11 protein-coding genes are annotated in these 14,551 nt (G+C 34.6%); all 11 read left to right on the top strand.

Features of this window, described 5'->3' with window-relative positions; translation table 11 throughout:
- Positions 1 to 4 precede the first annotated feature (4 nt).
- The 11 genes from WBF61_RS08515 to WBF61_RS08465 all read left to right on the top strand — a co-directional run bounded on the left by WBF61_RS08515 (position 5) and on the right by WBF61_RS08465 (position 14,473).
- Positions 5 to 316, top strand: a complete 312-nt coding sequence (locus WBF61_RS08515) for a hypothetical protein (RefSeq protein WP_424255641.1) — start codon at positions 5 to 7, stop codon at positions 314 to 316.
- 192 nt (positions 317 to 508) lie between these two features.
- Complete coding sequence (rpsB, locus tag WBF61_RS08510) at positions 509 to 1,297, top strand: 30S ribosomal protein S2 (protein ID WP_424255639.1); 789 nt, start codon at positions 509 to 511, stop codon at positions 1,295 to 1,297.
- A gap of 131 nt (positions 1,298 to 1,428) precedes the next feature.
- A complete protein-coding gene (gene tsf / locus WBF61_RS08505) occupies positions 1,429 to 2,310 on the top strand; it encodes a translation elongation factor Ts (RefSeq protein WP_424255638.1) in 882 nt (293 codons plus the stop codon).
- 167 nt (positions 2,311 to 2,477) lie between these two features.
- Complete coding sequence (pyrH, locus tag WBF61_RS08500) at positions 2,478 to 3,203, top strand: UMP kinase (protein WP_424255636.1); 726 nt, start codon at positions 2,478 to 2,480, stop codon at positions 3,201 to 3,203.
- Positions 3,203 to 3,760, top strand: coding sequence for a ribosome recycling factor (gene frr, locus WBF61_RS08495; RefSeq protein ID WP_424255634.1), 558 nt, complete (start codon positions 3,203 to 3,205; stop codon positions 3,758 to 3,760). Before pyrH ends, frr begins: the two co-directional genes overlap by 1 nt.
- A 428-nt stretch (positions 3,761 to 4,188) precedes the next feature.
- Positions 4,189 to 4,968, top strand: a complete 780-nt coding sequence (locus WBF61_RS08490) for an isoprenyl transferase (protein WP_424255632.1) — start codon at positions 4,189 to 4,191, stop codon at positions 4,966 to 4,968.
- A gap of 18 nt (positions 4,969 to 4,986) precedes the next feature.
- Complete coding sequence (locus WBF61_RS08485; protein WP_424255630.1) at positions 4,987 to 5,769, top strand: phosphatidate cytidylyltransferase; 783 nt, start codon at positions 4,987 to 4,989, stop codon at positions 5,767 to 5,769.
- 55 nt (positions 5,770 to 5,824) lie between these two features.
- Entirely contained in the window at positions 5,825 to 6,967 is a 1,143-nt protein-coding gene (dxr, locus tag WBF61_RS08480; protein ID WP_424255628.1) for a 1-deoxy-D-xylulose-5-phosphate reductoisomerase, read from the top strand.
- Between the two features lie 12 nt (positions 6,968 to 6,979).
- Positions 6,980 to 8,254, top strand: a complete 1,275-nt coding sequence (gene rseP / locus WBF61_RS08475) for an RIP metalloprotease RseP (protein ID WP_424255627.1) — start codon at positions 6,980 to 6,982, stop codon at positions 8,252 to 8,254.
- A gap of 53 nt (positions 8,255 to 8,307) precedes the next feature.
- Positions 8,308 to 10,020, top strand: a complete 1,713-nt coding sequence (locus WBF61_RS08470) for a proline--tRNA ligase (protein WP_424255625.1) — start codon at positions 8,308 to 8,310, stop codon at positions 10,018 to 10,020.
- 109 nt (positions 10,021 to 10,129) lie between these two features.
- Complete coding sequence (locus tag WBF61_RS08465; protein WP_424255623.1) at positions 10,130 to 14,473, top strand: PolC-type DNA polymerase III; 4,344 nt, start codon at positions 10,130 to 10,132, stop codon at positions 14,471 to 14,473.
- The last annotated feature ends 78 nt before the right edge of the window (positions 14,474 to 14,551 follow it).

The following is a 14,551-nucleotide window of genomic DNA, read 5'->3' as shown; positions in this document are numbered from 1 at the left end:
TAAGGTGATTATCCATATTAGTGAAAAAGAAAAATGGTCAACTGCATTGAGAAATACCGGGAATTTAAATAAAGAACAGATAGATTTTGAAATAGAAGTCGTAGTAAATGATTCAGCTATAAAAGGGTATTTAGAACCCGAAGTGACAAAAATAATTGAAACGTATCTGTTTTCTACTATACTATTTGTTGCTTGTGATAACTCTATGAAAAGTCACAATATGAAAAAAAGAACAATTAAATTCAAACATAAGAATTGTTTCTTCTGGTATTTTAGAAATTATCGAACAACAACATGCAGGAGCAGCCTATGTTAAACCATAATAAGAGTAACTATTAATGAATTTCTACTTGATTTATTTCGTAATAAGCCTTATAATAATAAGCGGTGTTGAAACACCAACTAATTTCACACCCCAGCGGATGTAAAGGACGGTGCTTGAGCAATCAAGTCTCCTTACAGTTGAACTTGGGGGAGGAAAAAATAAAACCAATGGAGGAAACAAATCATGGCAGTAATCTCAATGAAACAATTGCTTGAAGCAGGCGTACACTTTGGTCACCAGACACGTCGTTGGAACCCAAAGATGAAACGTTTTATCTTTACAGAAAGAAACGGTATCTACATCATCGACTTACAAAAAACAGTTAAGTTAGCTGATGCTGCATATACGTATATGAAAGAAGTATCTGAAAATGGCGGAATCGCTTTATTTGTAGGTACAAAAAAACAAGCACAAGAAGCAATTAAAGAAGAAGCAATCCGTTCAGGACAATTCTACGTAAATCACCGTTGGTTAGGTGGAACATTAACTAACTGGGATACAATCCAAAAACGTATTAAACGCTTAAAAGAAATTAACAAAATGGAAGCAGACGGAACTTTTGAAGTTCTTCCTAAAAAAGAAGTTGGGATCTTACTAAAACAACGTGATCGTTTAGAAAAATTCTTAGGCGGAATCGAAGATATGCCTAGAATTCCAGACGTTATGTTTGTTGTTGACCCACGCAAAGAACGCATTGCAATTCAAGAAGCTCACAAATTAAACATTCCTATCGTGGCAATGGTTGATACAAACTGTGATCCTGATGAGATTGATGTAATTATCCCATCAAATGATGACGCAATTCGCGCTGTTAAATTGATTACTTCAAAAATGGCTGATGCTATGATCGAAGGAAATCAAGGAGAAGACGAAGTTGTTGAAGAAACTTTTACAGCTGAGGCACCTGTAGCTGCTGAAACTGCATCAATCGAAGAAATTGTTGAAGTAGTTGAAGGTAAAAACGCTGAATAATTAAATGACTAACAGCTGTCTCGAGCAAAGGGAGAAGTGAGAAGCGACTTTAAACGAAGCGGCATCATTTCAACTATAGCTGGGACAGCTATTTTTATAAAGAATTAGAAATTATTAGGAGGAATAGTAAAATGGCACAAGTAACGGCTAAGTTAGTTAAAGAATTACGCGATATGACAGGCGTAGGCATGATGGATTCAAAAAAAGCTTTAGTAGCTGTTGATGGGGATATCGATGCAGCAGTTGACTATTTAAGAGAAACAGGGATGGCAAAAGCAGCTAAAAAAGCTGACCGCATCGCTGCTGAAGGACTAGCAGGAGTATTTGTTAATGGAAACGTAGGTTCAATTACTGAAATCAACTCTGAAACAGATTTTGTTTCAAAAAATGAGCAATTCCAAAAATTAGTTAAAGATGTTACTGAAGCAATTGCTGAAGGAAATCCTGCAACTGTTGAAGAAGCTCAATCATTAAAAGCAGGTAACGGAACAATTGAAACTGAAATTCTTTCAGGAACAACTAAAATTGGTGAAAAAATTGAGTTGCGTCGTTTCTCACGTGTTGAAAAAACTGACGGAGACGTATTTGGTGCTTATACACATATGGGTGGACGTATCGCAGTTTTAGCTGTTTTAGAAGGTTCAAACGACGAAGATTTAGCACGCGATATCGCAATGCATATTGCTGCAATTAATCCTAAATATGTTTCTCGTGATCAAGTTTCTCAAGAAGAAATTGACCATGAAACTAAAGTCTTAACGGAACAAGCTTTAAATGAAGGCAAACCTGCTAATATTGTTGAAAAAATGATTGTTGGACGTTTGAATAAATACTTAGCTGAAATCTGCTTAGTAGACCAACCTTTTGTTAAAGATCCAGATATGACTGTAGGTAAATATGTTGCCTCTAAGGGCGCTACAGTTAAATCATTTGTTCGTTTTGAAGTTGGAGAAGGTATCCAAAAACGCGAAGAAAACTTTGCAGAAGAAGTAATGAATCAAGTAAATAAATAATAAATTAAGGAGGGCACAGTTTAATTGTGCTCTTTTTTTTACATATTTAAGGTATTAAAATGCTTTGAGATTAAAAATAATTCGTTATTTATATAGATTATAAATGAAGTTTTTTATAAAATATGGTAAACTAGACAAAGTGTGTAAGAGTCAATGGAGGGAAAACAATGATTGAACCGAAATACAAACGTATTATTTTAAAAGTAAGTGGAGAAGCATTAGCTGGAGATACAGGATTTGGTATTCAACCGCCAGTTATTAATAATATATGCAAAGAAATAAAAGAAGTGAAAGAACTAGGAATTGAAATAGCCATTGTTGTTGGTGGCGGAAATATTTGGCGCGGACAAGTCGGTTCAGAAATGGGAATGGAAAGAGCCCAAGCTGACTACATGGGAATGTTAGCTACCGTCATGAATGCATTGGCGTTGCAAGATTGTCTAGAAAATGTTGGAGTTCCAACGAGAGTTCAAACCTCAATTGAAATGCGACAAATTGCCGAACCTTACATTCGTCGTAAAGCAGAAAGACACCTAGAAAAAGGCCGCGTAGTTATTTTTGCTGGTGGTACCGGAAATCCTTATTTTTCTACAGATACTACAGCAGCGTTACGTGCAGCTGAAATTGGTGCTGATGTTATATTAATGGCTAAGAACAATGTTGATGGTGTTTATTCAGCAGATCCAAAAATAGATAGTTCAGCTATAAAGTACGAAGAGTTAACTCACTTAGATATTATTAATAAGGGTCTTCAAGTAATGGACACTACTGCAAGTTCGTTAAGTATGGATAACGATATACCGTTAGTTGTTTTTAACCTTAATGAACCTGGAAATATAAAGCGCGTTGTTTTAGGAGAAACTATTGGGACTACTGTCAGGGGGAAAAAATAATGAGTACAGAATTATTAAAAGAAACAAAAGAAAAGATGACTAAAGCGGAGCAAGCTTTCCAAAGAGAGTTAGGGAGTATCCGAGCAGGACGTGCGAATGCAGCTTTGTTAGATCGTGTTCAAATAATTTATTACGGTGCTCCAACACCGTTAAATCAAATTGCACAAATTTCAATACCTGAAGCTCGCGTATTGATGATTACTCCGTTTGATAAAACTGCACTTAAAGATATCGAAAAAGCACTTATGCAGAGTGATATAGGTATCAATCCTAACAATGATGGGAATGTTATTCGTCTAGTTATTCCTCAATTGACAGAAGATAGACGTAAAGAGTTAGCCAAAAAAGTTGGTAAAGAAGCTGAAAATTCAAAAATTACTGTTCGGAATATTAGACGTGAAGCAATTGATGAATTGAAAAAAGCTGAGAAAAATAATGAGTTAACTTCTGACGATGTTCATTCTTATGAAGAAGATATTCAGAAATTAACAGATGGAAGTATAAAAAATATTGACGCCATAGCTTCTGAAAAAGAAAAGGAACTATTAGACGTTTAATTGATAGGATTGAAAATGAAAACACCTCATCGACCTTGTTGTAGGTCTGTGAGGTGTTTTCTACTTTGTTCTTATTTATTAGCTGCTTCAGTTTTATCTTCTTTTAAGAAAAAGCTAGTTACTCTTGCTGCTACGTAAGAGACTAAAAAGCTAACAATCATACGTTTGATTAACTTATTCATCTTAATCATCCTTTCAGTTAGTTATACTCTCTATTTCTACCTTAGAAAAAGTATACCATTATTTTTTATAAACGAATAATGTTACGGTTTTATAAGAATCAAGTAGAAATTGTTTACATATAAATCTAAGGATTCTTTTTTAAAAGAGAATCTCTAGGAATCTCTTAAGATGTTCATTTATTATAGGCATTTATAGAAGATTTTGATACAATGGTATAAGTCAGTGAATGGATTGGAGAAATTCAAATGATAAATTTTTTTAAAAAAAAGAATTATAAAGAAGAAATAAAAGAAGAGTTAAATATATTTGATGAAAAAGAAAAAATTCCTTCTCATATTGCAATCATAATGGACGGGAATGGGCGATGGGCGCAGAGGAGATTTTTGCCTAGAATTGCAGGACACAAAGAAGGCATGAATACCGTAAAAAAAGTAACTAAAAGATCGAGTCAACTAGGTGTTAAAGTTCTGACTTTATATGCTTTTTCTACTGAGAACTGGAAACGTCCTGATCCTGAAGTGACTTTCTTGATGCAATTACCAGTAGATTTCTTTGATACATTTGTACCTGATTTAAAAAAGGAAAACATAAAAGTTCAAGTTATTGGTTTTACAGAAGGATTGCCATCACATACTAGAAAAGCTGTTATGGAAGCTGTTGAAGAGACAAAAAGTAACACAGGTATGATATTAAATTTTGCATTGAATTATGGTAGTCGAAGTGAAATACTTGAGGCTACTAAGAATATAGCGCAATTAGTAAAAGATAATAGTTTAGAAATAGATGAAATAGATGAAACTATTTTTGAATCCCAATTAATGACTGCTTCTTTAGGTGCATATCAAGAGGTTGATTATTTAATTAGAACAAGTGGAGAAGAAAGAATGAGTAATTTTCTTCTTTGGCAGAATGCTTATAGTGAGTTTTATTTCACAAATGAGTTATGGCCAGACTTTAATGAAAAATCACTAGAAAATGCAATTGGTGTTTATCAAAAGAGGCACAGACGTTTCGGTGCATTATAATATTTAGGAGGAAAATTAGTGAAACAAAGAGTCATTACAGCCCTACTTTCTTTAATCGTTTTTGTCCCGATTGTATATGTAGGTTCAGTTGTTTTAACGACTGCTGTAGCTGTTTTAGGTTTAATTGCTCTATTTGAGTTATTTAGAATGAGAGGACAGTCATTATTATCTATAGAAGGATTAATAGCTAGTATAGCTCTATTATTAATAGTGATTCCTTTTGATCAAGAGATAGTTGGAACAGTTTATTCATCAACTATGCTTTTTTATATTTGTAGCTTATTGTTATTAGTATCAACAGTGTTTTCAAAAAACAAATTTAATTTTGACGACGCAGCAATGGCAATATTAGGGTCTATTTACATCGGTTATGGATTTAAATATTTCCTTCTTATTCGTTTTGAAGGTTTAAGACTTCTTTTATTAGCTTTATTTATTGTTTGGGCGACGGATATAGGAGCCTACTTAGTAGGACGTAAATTTGGGAAGAATAAACTTGCACCACATATCAGTCCCAATAAAACGATTGAAGGATCCCTAGGGGGTATTTTTTGTGCATTAGCTGTCTCTACCATTTATTTCTTTATTTATCCATTAGATTTTTCATTTGGTATGACAGTGCTCTTAGCTATCTTAATATCTGTATCTGGCCAATTAGGAGACTTAGTTGAATCAGCTTTAAAACGTCATTATCAAGTTAAAGATTCTGGGAGAATCCTACCGGGTCATGGAGGGATTCTAGATCGTTTTGATAGTATTTTATTTGCAATGCCAGTATTGTACTTACTGACATTAGCCTAATTCATGGAAGGAAGTGAAAAAGTAATTATTGTTTTAAGATAATTGCTCTGCTATCATGAAAAAGATTTGCTTATTAGGCGCAACTGGTTCAGTTGGTACGAGTACGGTCCAAGTTGTGCAATCATACCCGAACTTATTTAAAATAGTTGCCTTTTCTTTTTATGAGAATGAAGTAAGAGGACGAGAATTAATTGAACAACTAAAACCAAAGTTAGTAGCTGTTAAATCTCTGGAAATGGCCCGGAAATTGAAGTTAGATTACCCTGCGATTCAATTTACATACGAAGTAGAAGGGTTATCTGAACTAGTTGTTTTAGAGGAAGTAGATACAGTCATAACTGCACTAATGGGCAGTGTTGGGTTGCGTCCAACACTCGCAGCGATAGATGCAGGGAAAGAAGTGGCGCTTGCCAACAAAGAAACACTGGTTATGGCCGGTGAGTTAGTTATGAGTTTAGCAGAAAGAAAAAATGTGAAAATTTTCCCTTTAGATAGCGAACACTCTGCAATATTTCAGTGTTTACAAGGCGAAAAACTAGAACACGTAAGTCAGCTGTTAATTACAGCATCGGGTGGAAGTTTTAGAGATTATTCAAGATCAGAATTAACTCATGTAAGTGTTTCGGATGCATTAAATCATCCAAATTGGGCAATGGGTAAAAAAATAACGGTTGATTCAGCATCTATGATGAATAAGGGTTTAGAGGTTATAGAAGCTAGGTGGTTATTTAATATGGACTATGATAAAATAAAGATTCTTTTACATCGCGAAAGCATTGTACATTCTTTAGTCCAGTTCATTGATGGAACTATTAAAGCTCAATTAGGTGCTAATGATATGAGAGAACCTATTCAGTATGCATTAGGATTTCCTGAACGTATGGCGATAAAAAATCCTAATTATTTCGATTTAGTCTCTATTGGGAAATTGCATTTTGAAGAAATGAATTTTGAACGTTTTCCGCTGTTACAGTTAGCTTTCGATACTGGAAGAATAGGCGGAACAGCTCCAACTGTTATGAATGCCGCTAATGAAATAGCCGTAAATGCATTTATCAATGGGAAACTATCTTTTTTAGATATTGAAAAACTGGTTTACAAAGCTGTTTACGAAGAAAAAGAAATACAGAAACCAGATCTTTCTATCCTTCTGGAAGTTGATAAGGATACGAGGAAAAAAGTTTTGAGTTGGATTTAAAGGAGAGATAGAATGTTCACTACAATAATTACCTTCATTCTTGTTTTTAGTGTATTAGTTATCTTCCATGAATTTGGACATTACTATTTTGCAAAAAAAGCAGGAATATTAGTTAGAGAATTTGCCATTGGTTTTGGACCAAAAATTTTTTCTTATCGTAAAAATGAAACTACATTTACTATACGTATTTTACCAATTGGTGGTTACGTTAGGATGGCTGGGTATGAGGAAGAAACAGAAATTAAGCCTGGTATGTCAGTAGGCATCTTGTTAGATGAAAAGGATGAAATTACTACTATCAATACGTATAAGAAAAAACAATTACTTGATGTAGTACCAATTCAAGTTAGCGCAATCGATTTAGAAAAAGATTTATATATTGAAGGCTACCTTGCTGGTAGCGATACTCAATTGGTACGATATACGGTAAACCGGGATGCTCTTTTAATCGAAGAAGACGGGACAGAAGTTCAAATTGCCCCACTTGATGTGCAATTCCAGGCAGCTAGCCTGCCGCAAAGAATGATGACTAACTTCGCAGGCCCTATGAATAATATCATTTTAGCCGTTATTACATTCACTATAATGGCCTTTCTACAAGGCGGAGTAGTAAGTGATGAAAACAAATTAGGAGCGGTTGTAGAAGGAAAACCAGCTTATGAAGCGGGTTTGTTACAAGGAGACAAAATTAGTGCAATCGACAATAAAGAAATGACTAGCTGGAAAGAGGTCGTTGAAGTTATCCAAAAAAATCCGAACCAACCATTGAATTTTAAAATCCAATCAAAAGATGGTTCTGAAAAAGAAGTAGAGGTTATTCCTGAAGTTAGTAAAGCAAATGACGGGTCTGAAATTGGTATGATAGGGGTACAAGCACCTGTTGATACTTCTTTTACCGCTAAATTATTATTTGGCTTTACCTATACATGGGCAGTCGTTATTCAAATACTAACGGCACTAGGTTCTATTTTCACAAAAGGATTTTCTATCGATATGTTTGGTGGACCGGTAGCGATATATGCAACGACAGAAGCTGTCGTTAAAACAGGCTTTATCGGTGTATTAAACTGGATGGGTGTGTTAAGTATCAATTTAGGGATTATTAACTTATTGCCCGTTCCAGCTTTAGATGGTGGAAAACTCTTATTAAATGCTGTTGAAGGAATTAGAGGCAAACCCCTAAGTCAAGAAAAAGAAGGAATCATTACTTTAATTGGAGTAGGATTACTGGTTTTATTAATGGTTTTAGTTACATGGAATGATATCCAAACTTATTTTTTGAAGTAATGTTTATTAAAAACATAAGTACTATATTTAACTACTAAAGGAGATAAATAGTCATGAGACAATCGAAATTATTCGTGCCAACCTTACGAGAAACCCCAAATGATGCTGAAGTATTGAGTCATCAATTACTGCTAAGAGCAGGGTATATTAGACAAATATCTAGTGGAGTATACAGTTATCTTCCTTTAGCTAATAAAGTCTTAGAAAAAATAAAAACAATTATTCGTGAAGAGTTCGAAAAAATTGATGCAGTTGAAATGTTGATGCCTTCTCTATTGCCACGTGAGCTTTGGGAAGAATCAGGGCGTTATGAAACATATGGAGAAGATTTAATGAAATTAACGGATCGTCATGGTAGGGATTATTTATTAGGGCCAACACATGAAGAAGCTTTTACTGTTTTAATTAAAGATGAAATCAATTCTTATAAACGCCTTCCTCTATCTTTGTATCAAATTCAAACTAAATATCGCGATGAAAAAAGACCGCGTTCTGGTTTGTTAAGAAGTCGTGAATTTTTAATGAAAGATGCTTATTCATTCCATGATAGCTACGAAAGTTTAGATAAAACCTTTATAGATTTTGAAGAAGCTTATACCAATATTTTTAATCGTTGTGGGTTAGACTTTAGAAATATCATTGGTGATGCGGGAGCAATGGGTGGAAGTGACTCAAAAGAATTTACAGCTATCTCAGATGCAGGTGAAGATATTATTGCTTACTCTGATTCAAGTAATTACTCAGCTAACTTAGAAATGGCAACCAGTTTTTATATGCATAAAAAGACTAGCAAAATTGAGAAAGAACTAGAAAAAATAGCAACACCTAATTGTAAGACCGTTGAAGAAGTTGCGACATTTTTAAGTGTTGATGTAAGTGAAGTTATGAAAAGTTTATTGTTTATAGCAGATGGAGAACCCGTGCTAGCAGTTGTTCGTGGTGACCACGAAGTGAATGATGTAAAACTTAAAAACTTTTTGAATGTTGATTTCTTAGAAATGGCAACAGATGAAGAAGCCATTCAATTCTTAGGAGTAAATTTTGGTTCTGTTGGTCCTGTAAATGTAAAAAAAGACATTCGTGTTTTAGGTGATTTATATGTACAAGACATGGTAAATGCAGTTGCTGGAGCAAATGAAGAGGGTTATCATTTTATGAATGTGAATCCTTTGCGTGATGCTTCTATCGAAACTTTTGTAGATTTACGATTTGTCAAAGAGGGAGAATTATCTCCGGATGGGCAGGGAGTATTAAAGTTTTCAAAAGGAATAGAAATCGGACACATCTTTAAACTAGGGACTCGTTATAGTGAGTCAATGGGAGCAACGGTATTAGATAAAAATGGGCGTTCAATCCCAGTTGTTATGGGTTGTTATGGTATTGGAGTTAGCCGACTACTTTCAGCAATTGCTGAACAAAAAAGTGATGATAAAGGTTTAATTTGGCCTAGACAATTAGCCCCTTATGAACTTCATTTAGTACCAGTCAACATGAAGTCAGATGACCAAGTAACTCTAGCCGAAGAATTATATGGTTCACTGCAAAAAGCTGGATTTTCGGTATTATTAGATGACCGTTCAGAACGAGTTGGAGTGAAGTTTGCTGACTCTGATTTAATAGGATTACCTATCCGTATAACAGTAGGTAAAAAAGCTGCTGAAAACATAGTGGAAATTAAAATCCGTAAAACAGGAGAAACGATTGAAGTCAGAAAAGACGAAATGATTTCAACGATGGAGATATTACTGAATCCTGAAAATAATTAAAGGTCAAAAATACAAAGGGAGCCGATACAAGTACAATTTTTACTTGTCTGTGCTTCCTTTGCTATTTTATTTAGAATAAGTATGAGTAATTGAAAGGAGTCAGTCGTTCGTGAGTTTAAATCCAGAAGAATTATTCCAAAAATTACTAGAGCAAATAGGATTAGAAAACGCAGTAGAATACCAACCTTATTTTGAAAAAGGTGAGGTGAAAAAAGTTATCGTTCATAAATTATCGAAAACATGGCATTTTAATTTGAAATTTGAAGATGTGTTACCTTTTGAAGTTTACCAAGTATTTACTGAAAAGCTTCAATTGACCTTTAGCTCTATTGCGACTGTTAAAATAACGATTGAAGTACTGAATCCTAAAATAACGATAGAAAAACTTGAACAATACTGGTCCATAGCTGTCAAAAGAAGTGGCGTTTCTTCTCCTATATGCAATCGTGCTTTTCAAGAGCAGCTTCCTTTATTAAGTGGCAAGAAGATTCTTTTTTTAGTAGAGAATGAAGTGGTAAAAGGTCATTTAACTAATCAATATCTACCACCTGTTGAAATGGCTTACCAAAGTTTAGGGTTTCCGTCTTTTAAAATAGAACCCATTATCGATGAAGAGAGCTACAATAAAAAAATTACAGAATTTAAAGCAAAAAAAGAAGAAGCAGATGAGTTATTAAGCATTAGAGCAGGTGAAAACTTAAAGAAAGCGGAAGATGAAAAAAAATACAATAAAGAAAAAGGCATTGAGAATAGTGCCAAAGGTCCAATTGTTTTAGGTCGAAAGATTGCGGATAAAGAAGAAATAAAACAAATGGATCAAATCATTGAAGAAGAAAGAAGAGTTACGATCGAAGGGTATGTATTTGATGTGGAAATTCGTGTTCTACGTTCAGAGAGACAACTATTGATTGTTAAGATAACGGATTATACGTCCTCTTTCACTGTTAAAAAGTTCTCCAACACACCTGAAGATGAGGCAGCTTTTGCAGCCATAAAAAAAGGGATGTGGGTAAAAGCACGTGGAAGCGTTCAAGAAGATAATTTTATGCGTGATTTGGTTCTAAATGCGCAAGATATCTCAGAAAGTTTTCATGAAGAACGCAAGGATAACGCTCCAGAAGGCAAAAAGCGTGTAGAAATGCATTTACACAGCAATATGAGTCAAATGGATGCAACAAATAATATAACTGATTTAGTTGCTCAAGCAGCTAAGTGGGGCCACCCAGCTATTGCCATTACAGACCATGCTGGTGCACAATCATTTCCAGATGCCTATCAAGCTGGACAAAAATATGGTGTGAAAATATTGTATGGAATAGAGGCTAATATTGTTGATGATGGTATACCAATCGCTTACCATCCGAGTGATATAGAATTAGCTGAAGCCACCTATGTCGTTTTTGACGTAGAAACTACAGGATTGTCTGCAGTTTACAACAAGATAATAGAGTTGTCGGCTGTTAAAATGTATAAAGGGAATATAATTGAAAAATTTGAATACTTTATTGATCCGGGTCATCCATTGTCACAAACGACAATTAACCTAACAGGTATTACTGATGAAATGGTTAGAGGTTCAAAAACAGAAAAAGAGGTCCTTTCTCTTTTTGAAGAATTTGCAGGCGAACATATTCTTGTTGCTCATAATGCTAGTTTTGATATGGGTTTTTTAAACACGAGCAATGCTAGGCAAGGTCTAGCAGAAAATGTAAATCCAGTCATCGATACGTTAGAGTTGTCCAGATTTCTTCACCCCCAACTAAAAAGTCATCGACTAAATACCTTGGCAAAAAAATATGGTGTAGCTTTAGAACAGCATCATAGAGCTATTTATGATGCTGAATCTACAGGCTACTTATGTTGGCTATTTTTAAAAGAAGCACAAGAAGATCATGAAATCACAAACCACAATCAACTAAATGATCGAATTGGAGAAGGAGATTCTTATAAGCGTGCTCGACCTTTTCATTGTACACTCATTGCTACAACTCAAAAAGGGTTGAAAAATCTTTTTAAATTAGTATCTTTATCAATGACACAGTATTTTTTCAGGACTGCTAGAATTCCTCGATCTGAACTAATTAAACTAAGAGAAGGAATAATCATAGGGTCTGCTTGTAACCAGGGAGAAGTATTTGAAGCAATGATGCAAAAGGGTGTCGAAGAGGCAAAAAATAAGGCTAAATTTTATGATTTCTTAGAAGTTATGCCAAAAGAAGTTTATGCACCTTTACTTGAACAAGAGTTAGTTAATTCTGAACAAGATTTAGAAGAAATCATCCGTAATATGATCCAAATAGGAGAAGAGTTAGATAAGCCTGTCGTTGCAACTGGTAATGTTCACTATTTAAATCCTGAAGATTATATTTATCGTAAAATATTAATTAACTCACAGGGTGGAGCGAATCCTCTAAATAGAAGTGAATTACCAAAAGTTCATTTTAGGACCACAGACGATATGTTAGCTGCTTTTTCATTCCTGGGTAAGGAAACAGCCTATAAAATTGTAGTAGCAAACACTCAAAAGATAGCAGAATCTGTCGATGAAATGACACCTGTAAAAACGGAGTTGTATACACCAAAAATAGAAGGATCAGAAGAAGAGATTCGGAAGTTAAGCTATGATGAAGCACACCGTCTATACGGAAGTCCTCTACCAGAAATAATTGAAAAAAGACTAGAGAAGGAATTGACAAGTATTATCGGAAATGGCTTTTCTGTTATCTATTTAATTTCACAAAAATTAGTTCATAAAAGTATCTCTGAAGGGTACTTAGTTGGTTCACGTGGATCGGTTGGGTCTAGTTTTGTCGCGACAATGACTGGTATCACTGAAGTTAATCCAATGCCACCACATTATCGTTGTCCAAAATGTAAATATTCTAAATTCTTTACAGATGGTTCAGTTGGATCTGGCTATGATTTACCAGAAGAAACTTGTCCAAATTGCCACATTAGGCTGCATAAAGATGGTCATGATATCCCATTTGAAACATTTTTAGGTTTTAATGGAGATAAAGTTCCAGATATTGATTTGAATTTTTCTGGAGACTATCAATCAAAAGCACATGACTATACGAAGGTTCTTTTTGGAGATGAATATGTCTTTCGTGCAGGTACAATTGGCACAGTAGCTGATCGCACAGCATTTGGTTACGTGAAAGCATATGAACGTGATCAAAACTTGAGTTTGCGAGCTGCAGAAATTGATCGTCTAGCCAAAGGTTCAACGGGTGTTAAGCGTACAACAGGACAACATCCAGGAGGAATTATTGTAATCCCAGATTATATGGATGTTTATGATTTCACGCCTATTCAATTTCCAGCTGATGCACAAGATTCTGAATGGAAGACGACTCATTTTGATTTCCATTCTATTCATGACAATGTCTTGAAATTAGATATTCTAGGTCATGATGATCCAACAGTCATTAGGATGCTACAAGACTTGTCAGGAATTGATCCTTTGACGATTCCAACGGATGATCCAGAAGTAATGAAAATTTTTGGCGGAACAGATGTGCTTGGTGTTACATCCGATCAAATTCAATCTAAAACTGGAACACTAGGCATTCCTGAATTTGGAACTCGTTTTGTAAGAGGGATGTTAGAGCAAACGAAACCAACAACTTTTGCAGAATTACTTCAAATTTCTGGGCTTTCTCATGGTACAGATGTATGGTTAGGAAATGCGGAAGAATTGATACGCGAAAATGATATCCCGTTATCTGAAGTTATAGGTTGTCGTGATGATATCATGGTTTATTTAATGCATAATGGGGTTGAGGACGGGCTAGCGTTCAATATTATGGAATCTGTTCGTAAAGGAAAAGGAATCCCCGATGATTGGCAAAAAGAGATGAGAGCTGAAAAGGTTCCAGAATGGTATATTAACTCATGTTTAAAAATTAAGTATATGTTCCCGAAAGCTCATGCTGCTGCTTATGTGTTAATGGCTCTTCGTGTCGCTTATTACAAGGTTCATTTCCCTATTTTGTATTATGCTGCTTATTTCTCTGTACGTGCAACAGACTTCGAGCTAGTTGCAATGTGTCAAGGCAAAGAAAGTATCAAAGTTAAAATGAAAGAAATAACCGATAAAGGGTTAGATGCTTCGACTAAAGAAAAAAATGTACTAACTGTTTTAGAGCTAGCTAATGAAATGGTCGAGCGTGGATTGACTTTTAAAATGATTGATTTAGATAAATCAGATGCAAAAAATTTCGTAATAGAAGGTAATTCTTTAATAGCTCCATTTAGAACGGTTCCTAGTTTAGGTACCAATGTGGCTAACCAAATAGTAGAAGCACGATTAGATAAACCGTTCTTATCTAAGGAAGATCTAAGCAAGCGTGGAAAAGTTTCAAAAACGGTTATTGAATACATGAATGAAAATGGTGTTTTAAAAGGAATGCCAGACGAAAATCAACTATCGCTATTTGATTTATTTTAAATGAAATAGTAAAGAATAGATATTGGGTTATAGATAATACGTGATCCTCCTTAAGTCGAAAATTTAAAATGATGATTA

Origin of the sequence: Carnobacterium sp., from assembly GCF_049673005.1 — a bacterium.
Classification (GTDB): Bacteria; Bacillota; Bacilli; order Lactobacillales; family Carnobacteriaceae; genus Carnobacterium_A.
Note: the sequence above shows the minus strand (reverse complement) of the source record. Positions and strands in the feature narration are given on the sequence as shown.